At 53.3% G+C, this 25,584-nt stretch carries 22 protein-coding genes; 6 read left to right on the forward strand and 16 right to left on the reverse strand.

All coding sequences use genetic code 11. From position 1 onward, the window contains the following. Nucleotides 1-20: 20 nt before the first annotated feature. The 7 genes from allB to AC1DUO_RS04295 form a co-directional block, all read right to left on the reverse strand. Entirely contained in the window at nucleotides 21-1,382 is a 1,362-nt protein-coding gene (gene allB / locus AC1DUO_RS04265; protein WP_119261128.1) for an allantoinase AllB, read from the reverse strand. 82 nt (nucleotides 1,383-1,464) lie between these two features. After that, nucleotides 1,465-2,919: an allantoin transporter gene (locus tag AC1DUO_RS04270; protein ID WP_014411521.1), complete on the reverse strand. Its 1,455-nt coding sequence runs from the start codon at nucleotides 2,917-2,919 to the stop codon at nucleotides 1,465-1,467. 75 nt (nucleotides 2,920-2,994) lie between these two features. Continuing rightward, complete coding sequence (gene glxR, locus AC1DUO_RS04275) at nucleotides 2,995-3,873, reverse strand: 2-hydroxy-3-oxopropionate reductase (RefSeq protein WP_013573642.1); 879 nt, start codon at nucleotides 3,871-3,873, stop codon at nucleotides 2,995-2,997. A gap of 91 nt (nucleotides 3,874-3,964) precedes the next feature. Continuing rightward, complete coding sequence (gene hyi, locus AC1DUO_RS04280; RefSeq protein WP_119261127.1) at nucleotides 3,965-4,741, reverse strand: hydroxypyruvate isomerase; 777 nt, start codon at nucleotides 4,739-4,741, stop codon at nucleotides 3,965-3,967. Nucleotides 4,742-4,756: 15 nt separating this feature from the next. After that, on the reverse strand, nucleotides 4,757-6,538 hold the full coding sequence (gene gcl / locus AC1DUO_RS04285) for a glyoxylate carboligase (RefSeq protein ID WP_013573640.1): 1,782 nt from the start codon (nucleotides 6,536-6,538) through the stop codon (nucleotides 4,757-4,759). 114 nt (nucleotides 6,539-6,652) lie between these two features. Continuing rightward, nucleotides 6,653-7,462, reverse strand: coding sequence for an HTH-type transcriptional repressor AllR (gene allR / locus AC1DUO_RS04290; protein ID WP_013573639.1), 810 nt, complete (start codon nucleotides 7,460-7,462; stop codon nucleotides 6,653-6,655). 86 nt (nucleotides 7,463-7,548) lie between these two features. Continuing rightward, nucleotides 7,549-8,055, reverse strand: coding sequence for an ureidoglycolate lyase (locus tag AC1DUO_RS04295; protein ID WP_013573638.1), 507 nt, complete (start codon nucleotides 8,053-8,055; stop codon nucleotides 7,549-7,551). 214 nt (nucleotides 8,056-8,269) lie between these two features. On the opposite strand from AC1DUO_RS04295, the gene allS reads away from it, so the two are divergent. Beyond that, nucleotides 8,270-9,184, forward strand: a complete 915-nt coding sequence (gene allS, locus AC1DUO_RS04300) for an HTH-type transcriptional activator AllS (protein ID WP_047607996.1) — start codon at nucleotides 8,270-8,272, stop codon at nucleotides 9,182-9,184. Between the two features lie 135 nt (nucleotides 9,185-9,319). Further along, a complete protein-coding gene (locus tag AC1DUO_RS04305) occupies nucleotides 9,320-10,189 on the forward strand; it encodes a phosphoribulokinase (RefSeq protein ID WP_013573636.1) in 870 nt (289 codons plus the stop codon). A 3-nt stretch (nucleotides 10,190-10,192) separates the two neighbouring features. Here the strand turns inward: AC1DUO_RS04305 and AC1DUO_RS04310 are convergent, their stop codons facing one another. Then, nucleotides 10,193-10,600 (reverse strand): OsmC family protein, encoded by a 408-nt coding sequence (locus AC1DUO_RS04310; RefSeq protein WP_013573635.1) that lies wholly within the window; start codon nucleotides 10,598-10,600, stop codon nucleotides 10,193-10,195. A gap of 362 nt (nucleotides 10,601-10,962) precedes the next feature. Here AC1DUO_RS04310 and crp point away from each other — a divergent pair, with 362 nt between their 5' ends. Then, entirely contained in the window at nucleotides 10,963-11,595 is a 633-nt protein-coding gene (gene crp / locus AC1DUO_RS04315) for a cAMP-activated global transcriptional regulator CRP (protein ID WP_013573634.1), read from the forward strand. A gap of 61 nt (nucleotides 11,596-11,656) precedes the next feature. After that, the gene (locus AC1DUO_RS04320) at nucleotides 11,657-13,732 is read left to right on the forward strand and encodes a YccS/YhfK family putative transporter (protein WP_119261126.1); all 2,076 of its coding nucleotides are present in this window, start codon (nucleotides 11,657-11,659) and stop codon (nucleotides 13,730-13,732) included. 691 nt (nucleotides 13,733-14,423) lie between these two features. On the opposite strand, the gene argD is transcribed toward AC1DUO_RS04320, so the two are convergent. From argD to AC1DUO_RS04360, 8 genes are all read right to left on the reverse strand, one after another. Beyond that, a complete protein-coding gene (gene argD, locus AC1DUO_RS04325) occupies nucleotides 14,424-15,641 on the reverse strand; it encodes a bifunctional acetylornithine/succinyldiaminopimelate transaminase (protein ID WP_119261125.1) in 1,218 nt (405 codons plus the stop codon). A 123-nt stretch (nucleotides 15,642-15,764) separates the two neighbouring features. Further along, entirely contained in the window at nucleotides 15,765-16,340 is a 576-nt protein-coding gene (locus tag AC1DUO_RS04330; protein WP_013573631.1) for an aminodeoxychorismate synthase component II, read from the reverse strand. A 76-nt stretch (nucleotides 16,341-16,416) separates the two neighbouring features. After that, nucleotides 16,417-17,019: a putative adenosine monophosphate-protein transferase Fic gene (locus AC1DUO_RS04335; protein ID WP_112198418.1), complete on the reverse strand. Its 603-nt coding sequence runs from the start codon at nucleotides 17,017-17,019 to the stop codon at nucleotides 16,417-16,419. After that, on the reverse strand, nucleotides 17,009-17,179 hold the full coding sequence (locus AC1DUO_RS04340) for a YhfG family protein (RefSeq protein ID WP_013573629.1): 171 nt from the start codon (nucleotides 17,177-17,179) through the stop codon (nucleotides 17,009-17,011). The genes AC1DUO_RS04335 and AC1DUO_RS04340 overlap by 11 nt, the downstream gene beginning before the upstream one ends. A 97-nt stretch (nucleotides 17,180-17,276) precedes the next feature. Then, entirely contained in the window at nucleotides 17,277-18,482 is a 1,206-nt protein-coding gene (locus AC1DUO_RS04345) for an aldose 1-epimerase family protein (protein WP_477986598.1), read from the reverse strand. Nucleotides 18,483-18,725: 243 nt separating this feature from the next. After that, nucleotides 18,726-20,249 (reverse strand): helicase HerA-like C-terminal domain-containing protein, encoded by a 1,524-nt coding sequence (locus AC1DUO_RS04350; protein ID WP_119261124.1) that lies wholly within the window; start codon nucleotides 20,247-20,249, stop codon nucleotides 18,726-18,728. Nucleotides 20,250-20,390: 141 nt separating this feature from the next. Next, entirely contained in the window at nucleotides 20,391-20,957 is a 567-nt protein-coding gene (ppiA, locus tag AC1DUO_RS04355; RefSeq protein ID WP_013573626.1) for a peptidylprolyl isomerase A, read from the reverse strand. A 145-nt stretch (nucleotides 20,958-21,102) separates the two neighbouring features. Next, nucleotides 21,103-22,386: a cytosine deaminase gene (locus tag AC1DUO_RS04360; RefSeq protein WP_477986600.1), complete on the reverse strand. Its 1,284-nt coding sequence runs from the start codon at nucleotides 22,384-22,386 to the stop codon at nucleotides 21,103-21,105. Between the two features lie 223 nt (nucleotides 22,387-22,609). Between AC1DUO_RS04360 and nirB the strand changes: the two genes are divergently transcribed. Both nirB and nirD read left to right on the forward strand, forming a co-directional pair. Then, the gene (nirB, locus tag AC1DUO_RS04365) at nucleotides 22,610-25,162 is read left to right on the forward strand and encodes a nitrite reductase large subunit NirB (protein WP_112198417.1); all 2,553 of its coding nucleotides are present in this window, start codon (nucleotides 22,610-22,612) and stop codon (nucleotides 25,160-25,162) included. Then, a complete protein-coding gene (gene nirD, locus AC1DUO_RS04370) occupies nucleotides 25,159-25,509 on the forward strand; it encodes a nitrite reductase small subunit NirD (RefSeq protein WP_119261122.1) in 351 nt (116 codons plus the stop codon). The genes nirB and nirD overlap by 4 nt, the downstream gene beginning before the upstream one ends. Nucleotides 25,510-25,584 lie beyond the last annotated feature (75 nt).

The raw sequence follows: 25,584 nt of genomic DNA on the forward strand, positions 1-25,584 counted from the left end.
ACAGCGGGCAGATGCAGAGATTACTGCTGGTGTTTCAGTACGAATTTACCGATGCACTTATCCTGGAAACCGTCTTTGATGTCATAGATGGTTTCGCCGCGCAGAATAGTTTTCACGACCTGCGCATTGATGGTGCGGCCAACATACGGACTGACTTTATGGCGATATTCCAGATCTGACGCTTTCAGCACATAGCTGCTGTTCGGTTTGATGAACACGAAATCGGCATCTTTGCCGATGGAGATACGGCCTTTATGCTTCAGCCCGAAGATATCCGCCGCGTTGGAAGACATCAGCTTTGAGAACATCGGCAACGACATACCGCGTTTCTGCACGGCTTCGTCGAACATCACATCGACGCAGTTTTGCAGTCCGGCGATACCGCCCCACGCCTGCATGACGTTGCCGGCTTTCATATCCGGCGGGCACGGTGAATGGTCGGAGACCAGGCAGTCAAAGTCACCTTTCAGCAGGTGTTCCCACATGCCGTCCTGATTTTTCTTGTCGCGGATAGGTGGCGAACATTTTGCCAGCGTGCCGATCTCTTCAAACTGTGCGGTATCCAGTACGAAGTAATGCGGGCAGGATTCACAGGTCACGCGCTGGCCTTCGTGACGTGCGCGCAGCACTTCCGCCAGACCTTCCGGGCTGGAGATATGGCAGACGTGCAAACGGCAGTCCGCTACTTTCGCCAGATACAACACGCGGCGAATGGCTTCCACTTCAGTGAAGACCGGGCGTGAGGCAACATAATCATGTGCCGTCACCCGTCCGGCGTCTTTGGCTTCGCGGCCCAGTTCGTCGCAGATCAGCGCGTTTTCCGCATGAACCGCCACTAGCTGATCGCGTTTTGCCAGAATTTGCAGGCCTTTGAAATATTCCCAGTCATTCACGTCACGGAAATCGTTACTGACGCTGCGGTCGCCGCAGGTAGCGACGAAACATTTGTAGGCCACCACGCCTTCTTCATCCAGCTCATGCAAACGGTCAAGGTTGTAAGACACCAGCCCGCCAAACTGCGCGGCATCGATGGTCAGCTTGCCTTCGGCTGCATCGAATTTCATGTGCAGGGACGCGCGATCTACCGTGGCCGGTAACTGGTTAAGCGGCATTTCGATCATGGTGGTGATCCCGCCTTTGGCCGCCGCACGGGTACCGCTGGCGTAGCCTTCCCAGTGACTGCGGCCCGGTTCGGAGATGTGCGTATGGGCATCCACCATTCCCGGCGCAACGATCAACCCTTCGGCACTGAGGATTTTTTCTGCGCCAGTCAGGTCATCGCCGATGGCGACAATTTTGCCATTCTTCACCGCGATATCCGTAATCACGGCTTCACTTTCCAGAACAACAGTGCCTTTTTTAATGATCAGATCATATGACATGGTTATATTTCCTTATGAAAGTACAGAGATAAGATTTTATTATTGGATTTATTATTCGTTTATTTCATGCCGGTTTACCGGCTCACACATTTTGCGGCTGAAGTGACGGTTCCCTTTTCATAAAAACGGAATACAAAACGAAAGCCACAATGACGCCCACAAACCAGGAAACCCGCGATAAAGGTTCCAGTACAGGAATAAACTTTCCGCCCAGTGAAAGGACGACGGCAATTAATGTCACGGCGAATGCCACGGTATTAAATCCGCGATCGTAATAGTGATAATTTCCCGGTGCGGTATACAGCGTATCCAGATCCAGCTCACTGCGTACCACAATAAAATAGTGCGCCATCATCACGCCAATGACCGGCCCTAACATCCCGCCGATAATATCGAGGAACAGGTAAATACTTTCCTGATTCTCCATCAGTTTCCACGGGCAAATCACCACGCTTATCAGGCTGGCAATCAGCACACCTTTTTTATAGGTCAGCTTTTTCGGTGCGATAGCGGCAATCTGGAAACCGGCCGGGATAATGTTACCGGTGGCGTTGGTCGAAATGGTGGTCATCAGGATCACTAACACAGCAAACACCGAGGCGAACAGGCTGTCCCATTTCTGTACGATATCCAGCACGTTCCAGGTATCAACGCCGTAGTGAATGCTTGCCCCAGCCAGAATACAGACGCTGGCAACGGCAAACAGCACGTACGCCACGATAAGACCCAGCGTTTGTCCCCACGCCTGCTGTTTAAAGCTGCTGGCATTCTGGGTAAAGTCCGAAGCACTCACCGCCGGTGCCGCCCACACCGCGACCACGGCATTGATCACCACCAGAAACAGGAACAGCGGATTACCCGATTGCTCGGCATTGGCGGGCACATAGTTAAGGATATTTTCCAGCCCGGCCAGCGAGATAGCCCAGACCGCCATGCCGCCGAAAACAACATAAATGCACGGATTAAGGATGGCGGTGAATTTATTCAGCACCCCGCCGCCGCCAAAACCGATCATCACGTTGATTGCCCAGAAAATCATAAAGGCGATCAGCCCCGGCATGGAAATACCCAGCAGATTGAAATCACCGCCGAGGGTCAGGAACTCCGGCCAGATTTTGCCAATCAGGATCAGGAAGGCCAGTGAACCGGCATAGCATTGCAAACCGAACCACATAATCGCCGCGATACAGCCTCTGAGAATGCCGGGAAATAATGCGCCGCGGATACCGTAAGAACCGCGCAGGATCATCGCAAAAGGTACGCCGTATTTCGAACCTGCCGCCCCGTTTAATACCATCACCGCCGCAATAAACAGCGCGCTGATAATAATCGCCATCATCACGCTAAACGTAGACAACCCGAGAATAAGAAATCCGCCGACCGCAATATAATTCGGCACGTTGTGTACCGAACCCATCCACAGCGTAAAATAATTAAATCCTTTCCAGTTTCTTTTTTCTTTTAATTTTGGCAGAAGATCGTTGCTGTATCCTCTTTCACGATAACGTTCTTGCTGAGTGCATTCTGATTCATTCATCCTTAATTCCTCATAATACGTTAGGGACGTGCTTGTGGATTAAAAAAGGCTGACATTGATGCCAGCCTTACTTAATTAACCGATTTTGTGATTCGACATCATTTCCAGCGACTGAATTAATGACGAATGATCTAACTGCGATCCGCCGTTTGCTGCACAGACATTGAATAACTCCTGACAGGTCGCCGTATTAGGCAGGCTGATTGATAAGGCTTTGGCACTTTGCAGCGCCAGGTTGAGATCTTTCTGGTGCAGCGCGACTTTAAAGCCCGGCGCAAAAGTGCGCTTGATCATGCGCTCACCGTGCACTTCCAGAATGCGCGATGAGGCGAATCCGCCCATCAAAGCCTGACGAACACGGGCAGGATCGGCACCGGCGCGGGAAGCAAACAGCAGCGCTTCCGAGACAGCTTCAATATTCAGCGCCACAATGATCTGGTTCGCCACTTTGCAGGTTTGCCCGGCTCCGCAATCGCCCACCAGCGTGATGTTTTTACCCATCAGCTCAAACAGCGGTTTGATATCGTTGAAGACTGATTCCTTACCGCCCACCATGATGGTCAGCGTGCCCTGCTGCGCGCCAATTTCACCGCCGGAAACCGGCGCATCCAGATATTCCCCCCCCAGTTGCTGCACACGCTGCGCAAACGTTTTGGTTTCAATCGGTGAGATGGAACTCATATCGACAATGGTTTTGCCTTTCAGCGGCACGCTGGCGCAGCCGTTGTCACCAAACAGCACCGTTGCCACGTCTGGCGTATCCGGCACCATGATAATAATGACGTCGGCGTGAACGGTGACTTCTGCCGGTGTCGCACAGGCTTTGGCACCGGCATCGGTCAGTGAAGCAGGCACGTTGCCGAGTGTGGAGAAATGCAGACTGTGCCCGGCATCCACCAGATGTTGCGCCATCGGTGCGCCCATAATTCCTAAGCCGATAAATCCAATTTTCATGCTAATTCCCTTTCAATGTGACTGAAATTTGGCGTACAGAAATCCCTCACCGCGAGGGTGAATAATGTCTGTTTCTCGCGTTTTATAACGATTAGCGGTAGGCGTTAAGCCAGCCTAATCCTTCTTCCGTGCGCGCCCGTGGCTTATATTCACAACCGACCCAGCCGTCGTAATCCGAGTTTTTAATCAGGTTGAAAATAAAGTCGTAATTAATTTCACCGGTACCCGGTTCATTACGGTTCGGGTTATCCGCCACCTGCAAATGACCGATTTTGTCCGCATGGCGGATCAGGGTATTCGCCAGTTCCCCTTCCATCCGCTGCATATGGTAAATGTCGTACTGGATAAACAGGTTGTCACAGCCGACGCGTTCAATAAGATCCAGCGCCTGTTGCGTACCGGTCAGATAAAATCCCGGCATATCAAAGTGATTGATCGGCTCAATCAGCAGCATCAACCCCTCTTTCGCCAGCGCCTGTGCGGCATAGCGCAGATTTTCCACCACCAAAGGCGTCACGCTGACGGCATCAGAACCCGCCGGAGTTTTGCCAATCAGACAGTTAATTTTGCGGTTGCCGAGTGCTTTGGCGTAAGCGATGGCCTGTGCTACGCCTTCGCGAAACTCCGCTTCACGCCCCGGCAGGCAGGCAATACCGCGCTCGCCCGCCGCCCAGTCGCCCGCGGGCAGATTGTGCAGCGTATGTTGCAGCTTATTTTGCGTCAGCAACGCCTTCAGGGTGTCAGCCGGATAGTCGTAAGGGAACATAAACTCCACCGCCGTAAAACCGCTGTCAGCCGCCGCTTTAAAGCGCTGAAGGAAATCTACCTCCAGAAACAGCATGGACAAATTCGCAGAGAACTTGAGCATTTTCAGCCTCCTGGCTTATTCATATTTCATGAAGCTGACGTGCGTCGGTGCGTCATCCGCATTGTCGGCAACCGGCTCAAACTCATTCACACTGTCAATTTCGCCGCCCATGGAAATATTGGTGACGCGTTCCAGCATGATTTCCACCACCACCGGCACCTGATGTTTTTTCATCAGACGTTTAGCTTCTGTAAACGCCGGGGCGATATCTTCCGGCTTGAAGACGCGTATCGCTTTACATCCCAACCCTTCCACCACTTTCACGTGATCGACGCCGTAACCTTTCACGTCTTCAGAGTTGATATTTTCGAACGCCAGTTGTACGCAGTAATCCATATCAAAGGCGCGCTGCGACTGGCGGATCAGGCCGAGATAAGCGTTGTTCACCAGGACGTGGATGTAAGGAATGTTGAACTGCGCACCGACCGCCAGCTCTTCGATCATGAACTGGAAATCGTAATCGCCTGAAATCCCGACCACCTGACGTTCCGGCGCAGCAATGCAGACGCCGAGTGCCGCAGGAATGGTCCAGCCCAGAGGGCCCGCCTGGCCGCAGTTGATCCAGTGGCGCGGCTCAAACACGTGCAGCATCTGCGCCGCCGCAATTTGCGACAGGCCGATCGTGGTTACGTAATTCACATTGCGGCCAAAGGCTTTGCTCATTTCTTCATAGACGCGTTGCGGTTTGACCGGCACATCGTTGAAGTGGGTTTTGCGCAGCATGGTGCGTTTGCGTTCTTCACATTCCTGGATCCAGCTTTCGCGACATGGCAGTTTGCCGGCTTTTCTCTGCTCTTCCGCCACTTCTATCAGCAGTTTCAGGGCTTCACCGGCGTCAGACACAATGCCTAAATCAGGACAAAGTACGCGGCCGATTTGTGTCGGTTCGATATCAACGTGGATGATTTTGCGGCCTGCGGTGTATTTCTCTACCGAGCCGGTATGACGGTTGGCAAAACGGTTACCGATGCCAAATACCAGATCCGACGCCAGCAGTGAGGCGTTACCGTAGCGGTGCGCGGTCTGCAATCCGACCATGCCAGCCATCAGGCGGTGATCGTCCGGGATCACGCCCCAGCCCATCAGCGTCGGGATCACCGGCACTTGGGTTATTTCAGCAAAGCGCTGCAACAGCGCGGCGGCATCAGCGTTAATCACACCGCCACCGGCCACAATCAGCGGACGCTCACAGGCGTTGAGCATTTCCATCGCTTTGACGGCCTGAGCGACGGTGGCGGCAGGCTTGTAAGCGGGCAGCGATTCATAAGTTTCCGGATCGAATTCGATTTCGGCGGTCTGCACGTCATACGGCAGATCGACCAGTACCGGACCGGGGCGACCGGAGCGCATCAGATGAAACGCCTGTTGCAGAACACGCGGCACCAGCGCAGGTTCCAGCACGGTCACCGCCATTTTGCTCACCGGACCGGCAATCGCCTGAATATCCACCGCCTGAAAATCCTCTTTATGCAGACGCGCGCGCGGTGCCTGACCGGTAATGCACAGGATCGGAATGGAATCCGCCGAGGCGGAATACAGCGCGGTGATCATGTCGGTACCCGCCGGGCCAGACGTCCCCAGGCACACGCCGATGTTGCCGGCTTTCGCACGGGTATAACCTTCGGCCATATGCGATGCACCTTCCACATGACGGGCTAACACATGACGGATTTTTCCATGCAGGCGCATGGCGTTATAAAACGGGTTAATCGCTGCGCCCGGTACACCAAACGCGGTGGTGATCCCTTCTTTTTCCAACACATACATTGCTGCCTGTGCAGCTGTCATACGAGCCATAGCTAAATCCTCAGGTAATTCCGCTTTGCATAAAATAACGGAAAAAGTTTCCAACTTTAATTTGACTGAAAAAAATCCCGCTCACGACAGAGCGGGGATCGCAGGACGAACCGGTTAGTGGCGCTGACCCAGGGCCAGACTGATGTCACGCGCGGTATCCCGCACCAGTTCGCCTAAATCGGTAAAACGCTCCGTCGTTAAGCGGGAGCTGGGGCCGGAGATCGAAATCGCCGCCACCGCATTGTTATTGCTGTCAAAAATCGCCGAGGCCAGGCAGTTCAGCCCTGTCACATGCTCTTCGCTGTCCTGTGCAAACCCCTGCTGACGCGCGTGTTGCAGATCCTTTTTCAACGCATTCAGATTATCCAGCGTGTGCGTCGTAAAGTTCTTCAACCCCGCCTGCATCATCAGGCTCATCAGCGCCTCGTCATCCAGCGAATACAGCAACGCTTTCCCGGCCCCGGAGGCATGCAGTGGCAGACGGCTGCCAAGCGGCGCGCACATCCGCACCATCGACTGGCATTCCCGCTGGCCGATCAGTACCGCTTCGAAACCGTTGCGGATCGCCAGATTGGCCGTTTCGCCCGACAACAGCATCAGACGTTGCATATAAGGCGCGGCGACTGACAATACATCCCGGTTATGGATATAAGACGATCCGACCGTAAACGCCTGTAAGCCAATGTGCCACCAGCTCAGTTGCGCATCCTGATAAACAAAATCGGCCTCTTCCAGCACTTTCAGCAGTCGAAAGGTGGTGGAAAGGGGCAGCGACAAATTCTCTGCAATGTTGCTGACAGAAGAACTGCCGCCGGACTGCGCCAGATAATTCAACACCGCAATGCCGCGTTCTAAGGCCTGAGCGCCCTTTTGCGAACCAGAACCAGGCTGGCTAGGACGCCCCCGTTTTTTTACTTCGGCCATCTCACATTTCTCCAGCATCAGGCGCTGAGCGCCCGCGTTTCGCTTGTTTTCAGATGCTTGTATCTTATGCAAGATGCTTTATAGCGTCACGACTTTAATCCCGCCGCAACGGGTAAAATAAGCTGATAGCCCTGAGGTAACTGACTGATATCACAGTTGTCTGCGCCGCCACGATCGACGGTGAGAAAATTCGTCACCGTCTCAAACGCAAACAGCGGATGGTGCCAGACATTCCGGTGATAATTCACGCCCTGCAGGCCGTTGGTGATAAAGGCTTTCAGCGTGGAGATGTCCGGCGTCTCGCCCCCTGCCGCAACAATCACGATAAAGCGCTCGCCCTGCATCGGCACAAACGCCTGTGAACCGAGCGGGTGTTTTTCGAGTTGCGTCACCACAATGGGCAACGGTGCTGGCTGGGCGCGGTTGATGCTGACCAGCGGGCGATCCTGCCCGAGGATTTCCACGTTGGTCAGATCGTGGTACCGCTCAACCTTGCCGTCGTTGATATGAAAAAAATCGCGACCTGTCGTCTCAATCACATCGCCGTAAACCGCGAAGGCCGCCTGGGTCAGCGGGTAAACCGGAAGTTCCATGGCATTCATCCCTGCATTTAAAATAAAACCGGTGAGATAAGCCCGCCAGATTGGCGGATTTATCCTCAATGCAATTACTGTAGAAACTTTTTCCAACTTGCTCAATCGAAATATGGAAAAAGATTCCATAAAATTGATGAAGTCCACAATTCTCATCCGGTTAAATCTATAAAATCTTTTTCATTCAATGCATTAACATTACTTCAGGTGACCTATGCTGGATGAGGAGTCGATTAAAACCTTTATGCACGTCGCGCAAACAGGCAGCTTTTCCCGCGCGGCAGAGATGCTGCATAAAACGCCCGCGACCATCAGCTATCGAATTAAGATGCTGGAAGACAGTGCCGGGACGTTATTGCTCAACCGCACGACCCGTACGGTGTCGCTGACGCCCGCCGGACAGCATCTGCTTGAACGATGTCGCCAGTGGCTAACCTGGCTGGAGGGTGTACCGGCAGAACTGCAGCAGATTAACGACGGCATTGAGCGCCAGCTGAATGTGGTGGTGAACAATCTGATGTACTGCCCTGAAGCTCTGGCAGCGTTATTAAGCTCTCTGACGCAGCGCTACCCGTTCACGCAGTTCACTTTCACACGGCAGATTTACATGGGGGTATGGGATACGCTGCTGTACGAAGATTTTCAGCTGGCGATTGGCGTCACCGGCACCGAATCTCTTTCTAACGCCGTGAATCTGCTGCCGCTGGGTGAAGTGGACTGGGTTTTTGTTCATGCACCCTTTCATCCGCTGCAGCACATCACTGGCATGCTGGAAGAAGCGGTGTTGCGTCAGTACATTGCCATCAATGTGGAAGACACCTCGCGCCATCTGAACAAGCGGGTAGCCTGGTTGCTGACCGGGCAACGGCAGATCATCGTGGCAGATGTGGCGACTAAACTGGCCTGTCACCTGAAGGGAATGGGTATCGGTTTTCTGCCGCGCCATCTGTGCCAGCCATATCTCGACAGCGGCGAGCTGATCGCCCGGCAAATCCGCTATCCGCGCGCCCCTTCCCCGCTCAGTCTGGCGTGGAAAAAGGAGTACACAGGCAAGGCGCTGCATGACATTGTTTCTCTGTTCCACCAGAAAGACCCGCTGATCCAACCGTTGCTGGCGGGTTTAGAATAGTGATGCCCTCTTTGGCTTCGCGAATAAATATGGTAACAATAGGCTTAATTATGCGCAGCCTTGACGCCAGATCTTCGACCACAGAAAAGACCGCGTCTCGCCTGCCTGCATCACCTTTATGGAGAACAGCGCATTATGTCAGCCAAACATCCTGTTATTGCCGTGACCGGTTCGAGCGGTGCAGGCACCACGACCACCAGCGTGGCATTTCGTAAAATATTTCAGCAGCTTGGTTTGCGTGCGGCGGAACTGGAAGGCGACAGTTTTCATCATTTCACCCGTCCTGAAATGGATGCGGCAATACGCAAGGCGCGCGATCTGGGACGTCATATCAGCTACTTCGGGCCGGAAGCCAATGACTTTGGTTTGCTGGAAAAAAGCTTTATCGAATACGGTAAAACAGGCACTGGCCGTTCACGTAAGTATCTGCATACTTATGACGAAGCCGTTCCCTACAATCAGGTGCCGGGTACCTTTACGCCGTGGCAGGCGTTGCCGGAACCGACGGATATTTTGTTTTACGAAGGGTTACACGGTGGTGTGGTGGCGGACAAAATTGACGTTGCCGCGCAGGTCGACCTGCTGGTCGGCGTAGTGCCTATCGTCAACCTCGAATGGATCCAGAAACTGGTGCGCGATACCGGCGAGCGCGGGCATTCCCGTGAAGCGGTGATGGATTCCGTCGTGCGTTCGATGGATGACTATATCAATTACATTACCCCGCAGTTTTCCCGCACGCACATCAATTTCCAGCGGGTACCCACCATCGATACCTCGAACCCGTTTGCCGCCAAAGCCATTCCGTCACTGGATGAAAGCTTTGTGGTGATCCACTTTCAGGGGCTGGATGACATCGATTTCCCGTATCTGCTGGCCATGCTGCAAGGGTCGTTTATCTCGCACATCAAAACACTGGTGGTGCCGGGCGGCAAAATGGGGCTGGCGATGGAGCTGATCATGGCGCCGCTGGTGCAGCGCCTGATGGAAGGCAAGAAGATCGAGTAAACTTTATTCGGCTGCAATCACTTCAAAGCTGTGGGTGATTGTGGCCGCTTTCCCCAGCATCAGAGACACAGAACAGTATTTTTCGGCAGACAGGCTGACCGCACGTTCAACAATCTTATCGGTCAGATCCTTACCGGTGACGATAAAATGCAGATTGATGTGAGTGAACAGACGCGGCGCTTCTTCGCGGCGTTGTGAGGTCAGCTTCACTTCACAATCACGCACGTCATTACGACCTTTTTGCAAAATTGACACCACGTCGATTGCACTACACCCCCCTGCGGACATCAGTAACATTTCCATCGGGCTTGGGGCTTTATCACCCGCGTTTCCATCCATTGAAATCTGATGACCCGATGCAGACTCACCTAAAAATGTCAGTCCTTCAACCCATTTGACACGTGCATGCATGAACTATTCTCCCGGTGAATAAACTTGTCGAAATCTGCTCTCAGAGTACCCTTTCACCTAAAATCTGGCAACGTAACCCGATCGCCATCATGCTGAAGCGAGACAACAGAAGACAGCATCTCAAACCTGTGCTACAAACAAAGCCGAAACATACTTTCCAGTAAATTGCGGTGACGGTTTTTGCGGTTTAAGTACAGAACCCACGGTGATGACAGCAATAAACAGGCTGTTGCACTCCGACATCCGCTTGCAGCATTTCTGGAGAGTTATATGCTGAAAGGGCGCTTTGGATTTGAAGTGCCGTACAGGGAACTCTGAGCCCTGTGATTTTGGGCAGCGATAACAACAGAGGATAATAGCAAATGGTTCTCGGCAAGCCACAAACAGACCCGACTCTTGAATGGTTCCTGTCTCACTGTCATATACATAAGTATCCTTCTAAAAGTACGCTGATTCACCAGGGTGAAAAAGCCGAAACGCTTTACTACATCGTGAAAGGGTCAGTTGCTGTCCTGATTAAAGATGAAGAAGGCAAGGAAATGATACTGTCCTACCTTAACCAAGGTGACTTCATCGGTGAGCTGGGACTCTTCGAAGAAGGTCAGGAACGCAGTGCCTGGGTACGTGCTAAAACTGCCTGTGAAGTGGCTGAAATTTCATATAAAAAATTCCGCCAGCTGATTCAGGTTAACCCGGATATTCTGATGCGTCTCTCCGCGCAGATGGCCAACCGTCTGCAAGTGACGTCAGAGAAAGTCGGCAACCTTGCCTTCCTTGACGTTACCGGTCGTATCGCTCAAACCTTGCTCAATCTGGCTAAACAGCCTGATGCAATGACCCATCCGGACGGGATGCAAATCAAGATTACCCGCCAGGAAATTGGCCAAATCGTCGGTTGTTCACGTGAAACAGTCGGACGCATTCTCAAAATGCTGGAAGATCAAAGCCTGATCTCCGCACACGGTAAAACGATTGTCGTTTACGGCACACGTTAATCCCTCAAAAATTGGCGCGGCAAAACACTGTCGCGCCTTTTTTATGGGCTAAGCTTTACCCATGACGCTATGGCGAAGACTGTTTTACCATCCTGAAGTGAACTACGCGCTGCGCCAGACGCTGGTGTTGTGCTTACCTGTTGGCATTTGCTGGCTGTTTGGCAATTTGCAAATGGGCCTGCTGTTTTCCCTCTGCCCGGCCTGTTGTAACATCGCCGGTCTGGATACCCCGCATAAACGCTTTTTCAAACGCCTGCTCGTTGGCGGTTCACTCTTTGCCGTGAGCAGCCTTCTGCTGCAACTGATGCTCGAAAGCTGGCATATACCGCTGCCGCTGATCATGCTGTCGCTGGCGTTACTGCTCGGCGTCACCGGTGAAATCAGCCCGCTGCATGCGCGCCTGTTGCCCGGTGCGCTGGTGGCGACTATCTTCACGCTGAGTATGGTGGGCGTGCGCCCGATGTGGCAGGCCCCGGTGTTGTTCGCCGCTGGCACAGCCTGGTACGGATTGTTTAACTGGGCGTGGTTTCGTATTTCGGAAGAACAGCCGATGCGCGAAACGCTCAGCCAGCTCTATCTGCAACTCGCGGATTATTTCGAAGCCAAGTACAGCCTGCTGACGCAACACACCGATCCCGAAACCGCGTTACCCCCACTGCTAGCCCGCCAGCAGCAGGTTATCGACCTGATTGCCCTGCTTTATCAGCAATTACACATGTTGCCCCAGCACGGACATCATCATCACCATAAGCGGCTGTTTCAGCGTTTTCAGGTGGCGCTCGATTTGCAGGAGCACATTACAGTGAGCCTGCATCAGCCGGAAGAAGTGCAGAAACTGGTGGAGGAAAGCCATGCCGAAGCGGTTATCCGCCGAAATGCACAGGTGATTTCCACCCGTCTTCGGGTGATTGCCGACGATATTCTTTATCACCGTTTATCCGGGCGCTTTACGATGGCCAATGAGCTGACCGCGCTGGAGAAAATCGCCGCGCGCAACCCGGACAATCCGGTAGGTCAGTTTTGTTATTACCATTTCAGCCGCATTGCCCGTCTGTTACGCACACAGCGGCCGTTGTACAAACGTGACCTGATGAACACCCAGCCGCGTTTGCCCTTCTGGCCCGCGCTGAAAAGCTATCTTTCCTTCAAATCCGTGGCACTGCGTAATGCCGCACGTTTGGGCATTATTCTGGCGATTGGCAGCAGTCTGGGTCTGTTCTTCAATTTGCCCAAACCCTACTGGATCTTGCTGACTATCATGTTGGTCAGCCAGAACGGTTATAACGCCACGCGGGTGAGGATCCAGCACCGTGCACTCGGTACGCTGGCCGGATTGCTGATTGCCTCAGGCTTGCTCAAACTGGAACTGCCGGAAGGCACCACGCTGCTGTGCATGTTGCTGATCACCCTGTTGTCCTATACCGTTCTGCGCAAAAACTACGGACTGGCGATGGTCGGCATGACGGTGACTGCAGTGTATACCCTGCAATTGCTGGCGATGAACGGCGTGCATTTTCTGGTACCACGACTGGTCGATACCCTGATCGGCTGCGCGCTGGCCTTTGGTGGCACTATCTGGTTGTGGCCGCAATGGCAAAGCGGTTTGCTGCGCCAGAATGCACACCAGGCGCTGGAAATCTATCAGGACGCTATCCGCCTGCTGCTCGAGGAAAGCCCCGACACCGCCAAACTGGCGTACACCCGTATGCAGGTCAATCAGGCGCACAATAAGCTGTTCACTTCGCTAAATCAGGCGATGCAGGAGCCGGGTTTTAACTCACATTATCTGGCGGATATGCGTTTGTGGGTGACGCACAGTCAGTTTGTGGTTGAGCATATCAACGCGATGACGATCCTCGCCCGCGAGCATTACATGCTGCCGGAAAAACTGGCGACGGAGTATTTACAGACCTGCGAAATCGCGCTGCAAAGCTGTCAGCAACGACTGCTCTACGACGGGCCGGGCAGCGAGAACAACCTGTTTAATGCGCCGGAACTTCACCCGGATATGCCACTGACCGAAATGGAACGCCATCTGCGGCGCGTAATTTCACATCTCAGCGTGATGCATACCATCTCGTCACTGGCGTGGAAGCAGAGGCCGCATCATGGGATCTGGCTGACGCGGCGGGCGTGAAGGGGGAGACCCCTTTCAAATCCCCTTTTTACTGGCTTGCAGCCAGACTGCTTTTTAAAGCTAATCGGAGAATATTTCGGTTTCTCAAGTGCGGGGACCGCGCACTGACGGCTTAAAATGGATTGAGAAAGTTTCGGTTTCTCAATTGCCGAGCTCGCTTAACTCACCGCGCCGAAACCGACCAAAGAGGGCTAAGACGAGCCCTCTTTGGAATCTCCACGTCTTAAACTGCGCGCTTCGCTCGTAGGCTATGTTCCAGCAACCACAGCGACAGGCTGGAAATCTTGCCGCGTTGCGGTTCCTTCTCTCGGTCTTCGAGCCACTGGTCTCGAAGCCGCTCCGTTCAGCAAGATTTCTGATTCGCCCGCAGGATTCTAAATTCAAAAGCAGAAGGGTTTTATCTTTTAGAAATGTCGATTGGCGTGCTCAAAAATGGCACCGAATGAACGGTTCGAGACCTATGGCTCGAAGCCTGAAATTCGGGAATCGCGCAGCGATGACATTTTGCGCCACACACTAATGCGCCAGAACATGTCCGTCGTGCCTGCGGCAGCGCGCAGTAAAAAAGCGAGGGGAGTGCAGAGGGGAAAAGCCTTTCTCCTCTGCTCGGTTTCGGCGCAAAGGCCTTGTGATAACCGTACTTGAGAAACCGAAATTTACTCAGTCAGTTGCAAAGAGGGGGGCGTGGGGATCACCCCCCGCAAACTTTCCCCACGGCTTTCTCAAACCTTTCCATCCCTTCTTCAATATCCGCGAAGTCGATAACAAGCGATGGCGCAAACCGCATCACGTTTGGTCCGGCGACCAGCATCATCAATCCGAATTCTGCCGCGGCGGCATGGAATTCTCCGGCGCGGTTTTTATACGCATCAGAAAGCTCGGCGCCGATCAGCAACCCCTGACCGCGGAACTCGCTGAAGATGTGATATTTCTGGTTGATGGCCTCCAGCGCGCTGATGAATTTCTCGCGGCGCTCGTTGATCCCGGCCAGCACGTCTGGCGTATTGATGATATCCAGCGCGGCTTCAGCGACGGCGCAGGCCAGCGGGTTACCGCCGTAGGTGGTGCCGTGTTTGCCCGGTTCCATCACCGAGGCCACGTCTTCGGTTGCCAGCATGGCGGAAACCGGGAAACCGCCGCCGAGCGCTTTAGCAGTGGTCAGGATGTCCGGCGTCACGCCGTAATGCATGTAGCTGAACAACTTGCCGCTGCGCCCCATGCCGCTTTGTACTTCATCCAGCACCAGCAGCGCCTGATGTTTGTCACAAAGCTCACGCAGACCTTGCAGAAACGCTTTGGTCGCAGGCGTGACACCGCCCTCCCCTTGCACAGGCTCGACAACAATGGCGCAGGTGTGGTCGTCGATCACCGCTTTTACGGCATCCAGATCGTTGAACGGCACGTGCACAATATCAGCGGGTTTCGGGCCGAAGCCGTCGGAGTATTTCGGCTGGCCACCCACGGAAACCGTGAACAGCGTGCGACCGTGGAAGGCATTATGGAAAGCGATGATCTTACTTTTGTACGGGCTGTGACGGTGCGAAGCGTAATAGCGCGCCAGTTTAAAGGCCGCTTCGTTGGCTTCAGCGCCGGAGTTGGCGAAGAATACGCGGTCGGCAAAGGTGGCGTCGATCAGCTTCTGCGCCAGTCGAAGGGCGGGTTCATTGGTAAATACGTTACTGACATGCCACAGGGTTTCGCCCTGCTCTTGCAACGCTTTCACCAGTGCCGGATGGCAATGTCCAAGCGCCGTCACAGCGATACCCCCGGCGAAATCAACATACTCGTTCCCTTGCTGATCCCACACGCGACTGCCTTTACCTTTCACGGGAATGAATTTCGCAGGTGAATAAACCGGCAAAATAACTTTATCGAATGTGCCCCGATCTACCGATGATTTTTCCGCCATTACCCTTCTCCCTCACGACCATTGATATGAAAATATAATCACAAAATATGCATAAAAAATCACATACAGGCAAACAGAAATCGCATCTGATGGGTAAGTAATTTTTTCAGCAATATTAACTGATTAGATTTTAAGGAAATTATCCAAAAGCTGATGCCCCTGCTCGCTCAAAATGCTTTCAGGATGGAACTGAACGCCATGCAGCGGCAAGGTTTTGTGCATGATGCCCATAATGTCGTCACGACCACCATCCCGTTCTGTCCATGCAGTAACCTCGAAACAATCGGGCAGCGTCTGTGGCGCGACCACCAGCGAATGGTAGCGCGTCACGGTCAGCGGATTATTCAGCCCGGTAAAGACACTCCTGCCGGTATGGCGGACAGGGGATGTTTTGCCGTGAATGGCCTGCCGGGCGCGGACGATGCTCGCGCCGAACGCCTGCGCCATCGCCTGATGCCCGAGGCACACGCCAAGTATCGGTAAACGGTCGGAGAAATGGGCAATCGCTTGCAGGGAAATGCCAGCCTGATCAGGCGTACACGGGCCGGGAGAAATCACCAGATGTGAGGGGGAAAGCTGTTCAATGTCGGTGAGCGTCAGCTGATCATTACGCATCACTTTCACCTCTGCACCTAGCTCGCAAAAATATTGATAGAGGTTGTAGGTGAAGGAATCGTAGTTGTCGATCAGCAGCAGCATAGTGTACCCGGTAAAAGTCGGAAAATTTACCGGGCAATTCTACGCATTTTTCAGCTCAGGCTCAGTATTTTGTCGATCAATGTTCTTCCGGGATTTCACTGACAACAGTATTAAAAATTGCCACCAGCTCGGATTCATCACCAAACACCGCCGTTTTATTGGCCGCCAGCCAGCGCTCACGATCCACTTTGGACCAGTCAATATCGTAGCCAGCATGAATGACCAGTTGCTCGATGAAGATCCGCAGCGCACGTCCGTTACCTTCGCGGAACGGATGCAGCAGATTCAGGCCGGTGTAATAGTGAGCCAGACGCTCAGCGAGATTATCCAGGGGTAACCCGACCAGAAACTCTTCTTCTTCAAGCTCCTGCATCAGCGCGTTGCCCTCTTTTTCGATATATTCGAAATGGCAAAACTGAGTGTCATCCTTGTAGATATCGATTTCACGGAACTCGCCTGCCCAGGCGTAAATGTCCTGGAACAAAGACAGATGCACCGCACACAGATGCGGCAGTCCCATCACCGCAGGCCCAAGCGGCATCGCTGACGCGCGCAGGGCAGTAAATGCGAGTTCGGCCTGCAACAGACGATGTTCTTCACGGATTTCCAGCCGGTTTTTCAGCACATTGATGCCGGTATAATAGTAAGGGTCGGCACCGGGCACGAGTTTATCGTTCATAGTGCTTCCTCAGTTCGGTGAGGCGTTGTGAAATTTGTTCGTTGTCTAACGTGATAACCTCAACCTGCAAACCATCCAGCGCGCTACTGGCCTGAAAGTTCTGCCGCTGACGTTCGCGAAAAAGTTTTTCCTGCTGCCTGAGTGTCAATTTCTTCGCCATTATTTCCTCCCTGGGTACAGCCATTCGGGCACATACCTTGTGGAGTTAAGTATAGACAGAGAAAAAAGGGCGCCAGCTTCAGCGCCCTAAACTCGGATTATTCAACAGCGATAGGGGTCTCGTTCACGTCTGTTTTATGATCTGCCTGAARCGTTTTCACGCGATCCTCAAGCTGTTTCACCGCCTGCGCATCCGGCAGAAGTGAATATTTCAGTTCAAACACCGTGCTCTGGCCGGGTTGCAGTTGTTTTACGCGGCCTTGTTTACGTTCGATAGTGACCGGATACGCATAGTTGGTGCCCGGTTCGATACCCGTAACATAACCCTGCTTCAGAGTGTCGGTGTTTTTCCACAGCGTCAGCAGCGGCAACTGATGGGTATCGAATTCAATCGATGCTCCTTTGTTGCCCGCTTTGTTCACTACGCCAGCAATGGTTTTACCCTGTGCATCCGCCAGCGGAACCATGTTAAAGACCATCTCGTCGAAGCCTTTGGTTGGCCCGGCGTAAGTCTGCCAGTCTGCTAAACCTTTTTTGGCGTAATCATTGAACGGAGAAATTGATTTCAGCGGCGCAATGAAACGGGCGCCCTGCTCAAGGATCGGCTGACCGAAATTACTGTGATAAATAATCTGGTAGTCGTGCGGATAATCCGACTGGTTAGTCAGGGTGTCGTGGATGGTCCACGAATGACTACCCGGCACGTAACGCAGCTCAGTCCAGGTTTCCAGCTTGGCTTTCTTAAAGGTGTCTTCTTTCAGCAAGCCGCGCACCGTGATTTCATAAGGGGCTTTATCGGCAATATCAACCACCACTTTCGAGGCTGGTGTATTGCCCGCCCGACCGTGCAGCGTGTAAATCATGCCGTCAGCAGTAACAGGATGTCCGGTCCATTCAAAGCCGCAACGCACCATCATTTCGTTGAAACCTTCCAGCCAGCCCACACCGTTACGGCTTTCAAGGTTGATATAGGCCGGATTCACCACCTCCTGAACCGGAGAATCCCAACCTAAGCGGATGTTATCGCCGGTCACGTGCAGTAAATCCATCCCGCGCGTCGGGCTCAGCGCAATCGTCAGCCCTTTGCTGGTAATAGTGATGACTTTTGACCCTTCCTGTTTGCCACCGTGAAGCACTTTTTGTTCGATGCTGAAATCCGCGCCCGCGATGTTCAGCTTTTTGTTGTCGGTCTTCCAGTTTCCCAGTTCTGTACCGGCTTCAGCATCCGTCAGCACGATGGTTTGTGCAGTGGCCTGCCACGAAAAAAGCCCCAGAACGATCCCGGTAACGAGTAATTTTTTCACAATAACCCCTTTTTGCTGAATTGATTTAGCCCAAAAGCAATTCAGCCTACAAAGTCCGGCAGGCGAAAAACGTGACAGCCTTCAAGTTGAGCGGTTTTTATGCTAAATGACAGGCAGTAACGTGCCAGACCTCGCAAAAAATCGTAATTTCAGAGAGAAATTGCAAATGAAACTGAGATCTCAGGCAGGAAGAGACGCGCATAAGCTGATGCGTTTCAGCTTATACGCGTTAGCAGAAGGATGTTACTTTTTACGGCCTCCCATAATGGAACCGAGAACCCCACGCAGGATCTGACGACCTAAATCACGCGCCATGCTTTTTGCCGCAACCTGTACCACACCGTCACGTTTCCCCCCCCGTGGTCCGGTGCTGCCGAACAATATTTCATTCAGTCCCCCCATCAGCCCACCGCCGGAAGGGGTTTGCGCCGCCGGTTTGGCCGGGCCTGTGGATTGCGGCGTGTTGATCGTGCCGAAACCTTGTGCGGTGATTTTTTCGTAGGCCGATTCACGGTCTATGCTGTCTTCATAGCGACCATACAGAGGCGACTGGTTGATCGCTTTGTTACGTTCGTCGTCGCCAGTCATGCCCATTTTCGATTCCGGCGCTATCACCATCGCCCGCTCAACGATTTCAGGACGCCCCTTTTCATCCAGAAATGACACCAGCGCCTCGCCAACGCCCAGTTCAGTGATCGCCGTTTCAGCGTCGAAAGCCGGATTCGCGCGCAGTGTTTGCGCCGCCGCTTTGACCGCTTTCTGATCACGCGGCGTAAAGGCGCGTAAGGCATGCTGTACGCGGTTACCGAGCTGCCCGAGCACGCTGTCAGGAATATCCAGCGGGTTTTGCGTCACGAAGTAAATTCCCACGCCTTTGGAGCGGATCAGCCGCACGACCTGTTCAATTTTTGTCAGCAGCGCCTGCGGGGCGTCATTGAACAGCAGATGAGCTTCGTCAAAGAAGAACACCAGTTTGGGCTGCTCAGGGTCACCGACTTCCGGCAGATGCTCAAACAGTTCAGCCAGCAGCCACAGCAGGAAAACGGAGTAGAGTTTAGGCTGATTAATCAGCTTATCCGCGGCCAGCAGGTTGATAATACCGTGGCCTTTCTTGTCGGTTTTCATCAGGTCATTAATATCCAGCATCGGCTCACCGAAGAACTGATTTGCGCCCTGGCCTTCCAGCGTCAGCAAGCCTCGCTGAATGGCGCCGATGGAAGCGGAAGAAATATTGCCGTACTGCGTCTGGAACTGTTTAGCGTTATCACCGGTAAACTGCACCATGGCACGCAAATCTTTCATATCGAGCAGCAACAAGCCGTTGTCGTCGGCAATCTTAAACACCAGTTGCAGCACGCCGCTTTGCACGTCATTAAGATCGAGCAATCGCGCCAGCAGCAGCGGCCCGAGGTCAGAAATCGTCGCGCGGATCGGATGGCCTTTTTCACCAAAGATATCCCACGGGATAATGCTGCATGCCTGCGGCTGCCAGTCCGTCACGCCAATATCATTCAACCGCACGGCGAGTTTTTCCGACGCCACACCTTCAGCACCAATACCGGATAAATCCCCTTTCACATCGGCCAGAAAAACCGGAATACCGATACGGGAAAACTGCTCGGCCATTCGTTGCAGCGTGACGGTTTTACCGGTACCGGTCGCGCCGGTAATCAGTCCATGTCGGTTCGCCAGCGCAGGAAGGATCACCAGATCCTGTACCGGTTTACCTTCATTCATGGCTTTGGCAATCAGACGGGCTTCACTCATTTCATTGTCCTTGAAAGTGGGAGGCGGGGAGCTTTCTATAAAACTATAAGTCTCATCAAAGGGGCGTCAATAAATAGGCAATAAAAAGCCCCCGGAACCGGAGGCTTAGAAAAACAGTATTCTGGAGGAAGGGCTGAAAAATTAAGGCAGCACTTTCGCAGACAGGATCACAATCGGCGTCGTCGGCACGTTCTGGTAAGGCCCGACATTATCCGTTTTGACCTGAGACATTTTGTCTACCACATCCATGCCTTTAATGACTTTACCGAATACGGCATAGCCGAAATCACGCTGACCGTGATCGAGGAAGGCGTTATCTGCCACGTTGATGAAGAACTGGCTGGTCGCGCTGTCTTTATCGGCAGTACGCGCCATGGCGATGGTGCCGCGCAGGTTACGCAGGCCATTGTCCGCTTCGTTCTTGATCGGCTCTTTGGGCGCTTTTTGCTGCATGTCAGCCGTAAAACCGCCACCCTGCACCATGAAGCCCGGGATCACGCGGTGGAAAATGGTGTTGTTGTAATAGCCGCTCTGAGCGTAATCAACGAAATTCTTCACAGAAACCGGTGCCTTCGCACTGTCGAGTTCCAATTCGATATTCCCCGCTGAAGTGGTCAGCATGACATGGGTTTGGGCGGCCGCAAGAACAGGCTCCATTGCAGTCAGGGATAGCAGCGCAGTCAGGGCCACTAAAGTACGTTTAAACATGACGGTTCCTTTCTTCAGAATACAAACAACAGATCCCACTGATTCTAAAGAGGCTTTACGCTTAGCGCCAGACCTTTACCTTTATTTACGCTTGGGAATAAATATTCCAATTATTTCAGAATATTACATCATATTTTTCACTGCCTTAGCTGTTGAAATCCACAGCGTGATCTTCATCAAGATGGATGAGGGTTTTTGCCAGCTGTGTTTGCGCGATCAGTACGCCCTCGCACAGAGAATATTGTACCGGTGTCTGGCGGCGCACCGCGTCGAAACCACTTTGTGCTGGCAGGATCACCAGGCTGGCAGCATAGCCACTTTCCAGACCGTAACCTTGCAGATTCATAGTGCGGGCGCTGTAGGTGGTGATGAGCTTCAGCCCGTCATTAATTTGCTGATACCCCATCAGCTGACAGACATGCAGCCCCATGTGCAGTACCTGCAACATATTGGCGGTGCCGAGCGGATACCACGGGTCAAACACATCATCATGGCCGAAACAGACGTTGATCCCCGCCTCCAGCATTTCTTTCACACGCGTAATACCGCGGCGTTTCGGATAGGTGTCAAACCGTCCCTGCAGGTGGATATTGACCAGCGGATTGGCGACAAAGTTGATACCTGACATTTTCAGCAAGCGGAATAAACGCGAAGTGTACGCGCCGTTATAGGAATGCATCGCGGTGGTATGGCTGGCGGTAACGCGAGCGCCCATGTTTTCACGCAGGGCCAGCGCGGCCACAGTTTCGACAAAACGCGACTGCTCATCGTCAATTTCATCGCAATGGACGTCGATCAGCTTGTCGTATTTTTTCGCCAGTTCGAAGGTTTTATGCAGCGATTCCACACCGTATTCGCGGGTGAACTCGAAATGGGGAATCGCACCGACGACGTCAGCGCCCAGCTTCAGCGCCTCTTCCAGCAAGGCTTCGCCGTTCGGGTACGACATGATGCCTTCCTGCGGAAACGCCACAATTTGCAGCGTGACCCACGGCGCGACTTCAGCTTTCACTTCCAGCATGGCTTTGAGTGCCGTCAGCGTCGGATCAGACACATCCACATGGGTGCGCACATGCTGGATGCCGTTGGCTATCTGCCACTTCAGCGTTTGCCAGGCGCGCTGTTTGACGTCTTCATGCGACAACAGCGCCTTGCGTTCTGCCCAGCGTTCAATGCCTTCAAATAACGTACCGGACTGATTCCACGCTGGCTGACCGGCGGTTTGAGTGGTATCGAGATGAATGTGCGGCTCGATAAAAGGAGGGATTGCCAACCCCCCTTCAGCATCCAGGATATGCTCGCCATAGTCGGCATTATCCCATTGAGGGACAATCTGGCGTATCACGCCGCCTTCGATATCTATCTGCCACAACCCTTCCCGGTCAGGCAACCGTACATTTTTCACGGTACGCAAAAGAGTTTTCGTCACGCGTTACCTCATCATTTTTAGTAAGACTGCGTTGTCGGTGATGTTAAAGCCAATCTTAGAACAATAGCCTGAAAGTGTTTATAAATCGAAAGGTTACGTAAAAACCCAATAAAATCAGTCAAATACCCCCTAAGGAGTATATTGGAACTGGCTTGATTTGCATCAATACCCCCTGTTACGCGCGGGTTATGTTTAGCCTCAGAAAATCAATATTGAGGCAATTATGAGCAAAGTCAGAATCGCGATTATTGGCAACGGCATGGTCGGCCATCGCTTTATCGAAGATTTACTGGATAAAGCAGAACCGGGCCAGTTCGATATCACGGTATTTTGTGAAGAGCCGCGCGTGGCCTATGACCGCGTCCATCTTTCCTCTTATTTTTCACATCATACTGCCGAAGAACTGTCGCTGGTTCGCGAAGGATTCTACGAAAAACATAACGTCAATGTGCTGATTGGCGAACGGGCGATTACGCTCAACCGCAGTGAAAAAGTCATTCATTCCAGCAGCGGCCGCACGGTGTATTACGACAAACTGATTATCGCCACCGGCTCCTACCCGTGGGTGCCGCCGATCGCGGGTTCTGACAGTCAGGATTGCTTCGTTTACCGCACCATTGAAGACTTACATGCCATCGAATCCTGCGCCCGTCGTAGCAAACGCGGTGCCGTGGTCGGCGGCGGTTTACTCGGCCTTGAAGCCGCCGGTGCATTGAAAAACCTCGGGGTTGAAACCCACGTGGTAGAATTCGCCCCCGGCCTGATGGCGGAACAACTCGATACGCAGGGTGGCAGCCAGCTACGCCAGAAAATCGAAAGCATGGGCGTACGCGTCCACACCGCCAAAAATACTCAACAGATTGTTCAGGGCGGCACGTCTGCCCGTAAAACGATGGAGTTCGCCGACGGCACCTTCCTTGAAGTCGATTTCATCGTATTCTCCACCGGTATCCGTCCGCAGGACAAACTGGCGCGCCAGTGTGATTTAGAGATCGCTCCGCGCGGTGGCATTGTGATTAACGACCAGTGCCAGACCAGTGACCCGGATGTGTACGCCATCGGCGAATGTGCTTCGTGGAATCAGCGTACTTTCGGTCTGGTGGCACCGGGCTACAAAATGGCGCAGGTCACCGCTGATCATTTACTCGGTCGCGATAACGCCTTCACCGGCGCAGACATGAGCGCCAAACTGAAACTGTTAGGCGTGGATGTGGCCGGTATCGGCGACGCGCATGCCCGCACGCCGGGCGCACGCAGCTACGTTTATCTGGATGAAACCAAAGCGTTGTACAAACGCCTGGTGGTCAGCGAAGACAATAAAACGCTGCTCGGTGCCGTGCTGGTCGGTGATACCAGCGATTACGGCAATCTGCTGCAACTGGTGCTGAACAGTATTCCACTGCCGGAAAATCCCGATGCGCTGATCCTGCCCGCTCACGCAGGCAGCGGTGGCGCGGTGATTGGCACCGATGCCCTGCCGGAAAGCGCGCAAATCTGTTCGTGTTTTGACGTCACCAAAGGCGATATCATCAAAGCGGTTCAGGGCGGTTGTCACACCGTGGCGGCACTGAAATCGGCGACCAAAGCCGGTACCGGTTGCGGCGGCTGTATCCCGCTGGTAACGCAGGTGCTAAATGCTGAACTCAGCAAACAAGGCATCGAAGTTAACCATCATCTGTGCGAACACTTCGCCTATTCGCGCCAGGAGCTTTATCACCTGATCCGCGTGGAAGGTATCCGCTCATTCGACGACTTGCTGAATAAATACGGCAAAGGCTACGGTTGTGAAGTCTGTAAACCGACCGTCGGATCGCTGCTGGCTTCCTGCTGGAACGATTACGTGCTGAAACCGCAGCACACGCCATTGCAGGATACCAACGATGTGTTCCTTGCTAACATGCAAAAAGACGGTACCTATTCCGTTATACCGCGCTCGCCGGGCGGTGAAATCACACCGCAAGGCTTGCAGGCAATTGGTGAAATCGCAGCTGAATACAATCTCTACACCAAAATTACCGGCTCGCAGCGTATTGGCATGTTCGGCGCGCAAAAGGACGATTTACCCGCCATCTGGCAGAAACTGATTAACGCTGGCTTCGAAACCGGTCAGGCCTATGCCAAAGCCCTGCGTATGGCAAAAACCTGCGTCGGCAGCACCTGGTGCCGTTACGGCGTGGGCGACAGCCTCGGTTTCGGCATCAGCCTGGAAAACCGCTACAAAGGCATCCGCACGCCCCACAAAATGAAATTTGGCGTGTCCGGTTGTACCCGTGAATGCTCGGAAGCACAGGGCAAAGATGTCGGGATTATCGCCACGGAAAACGGCTGGAACCTGTATGTCTGCGGCAACGGCGGCATGAAACCACGGCACGGTGATTTACTGGCCGCCGATCTGGATAACGACACCCTGCTGCGTTATCTCGACCGCTTCATGATGTTCTACATCCGCACTGCCGATAAACTGCAACGTACCTCGGTCTGGATGGACAATCTCGAAGGCGGCATCGACTACCTGCGTAAAGTCATCATCGATAACAAACTGGGAATTAACGACCAGCTCGAAGCCGAACTGACACGCCTGCGCGACTCAGCGGTTTGTGAATGGCAGGAAACGCTGAACGATCCGGCGGCGCAAACCCGCTTCAGTCACTTTATCAACAGCAGCCAGCGTGACCCGAACGTGCAGTTCGTCGGTGAGCGTCAGCAACATCGTCCGGCGCGTCCTGACGAACGTATCCCGGTAAGACAAATCGCCGACGGGGAGGAAGTATTATGAGCCAATGGTTAACGCTTTGTTCTGTCGACCAGATCCTGCCTGCATGCGGTGTTTGCGCACTGGCAGGCGATCAGCAGGTCGCGCTGTTTCGTCCTTATGCTGATGAGCAGATTTTTGCGCTGTCGAACATCGACCCTTTCGCACAGGCCAGCGTGCTGTCACGCGGGATTATCGCTGAACATCAGGGCGAGCTTTGGGTAGCCAGTCCGCTGAAAAAACAGCATTTCCGCCTGACCGACGGTGTCTGCATGGAAGACGAGCAGTATTCGATTCCGGCTTACGAGGTCCGCGTACAGGACGGAAATGTGGAAATCAACACCGCCAGGCTTCGGGCTGAAATCGGCTAAACTCCGCGCCTTCCACGCCGCCTCCGGGCGGCGTTATTATTCATTCCAAAGAACGCTATTTCAAAGAACGCCGCC

It is taken from the genome of Rahnella sp. P4_A8, from assembly GCF_056402435.1.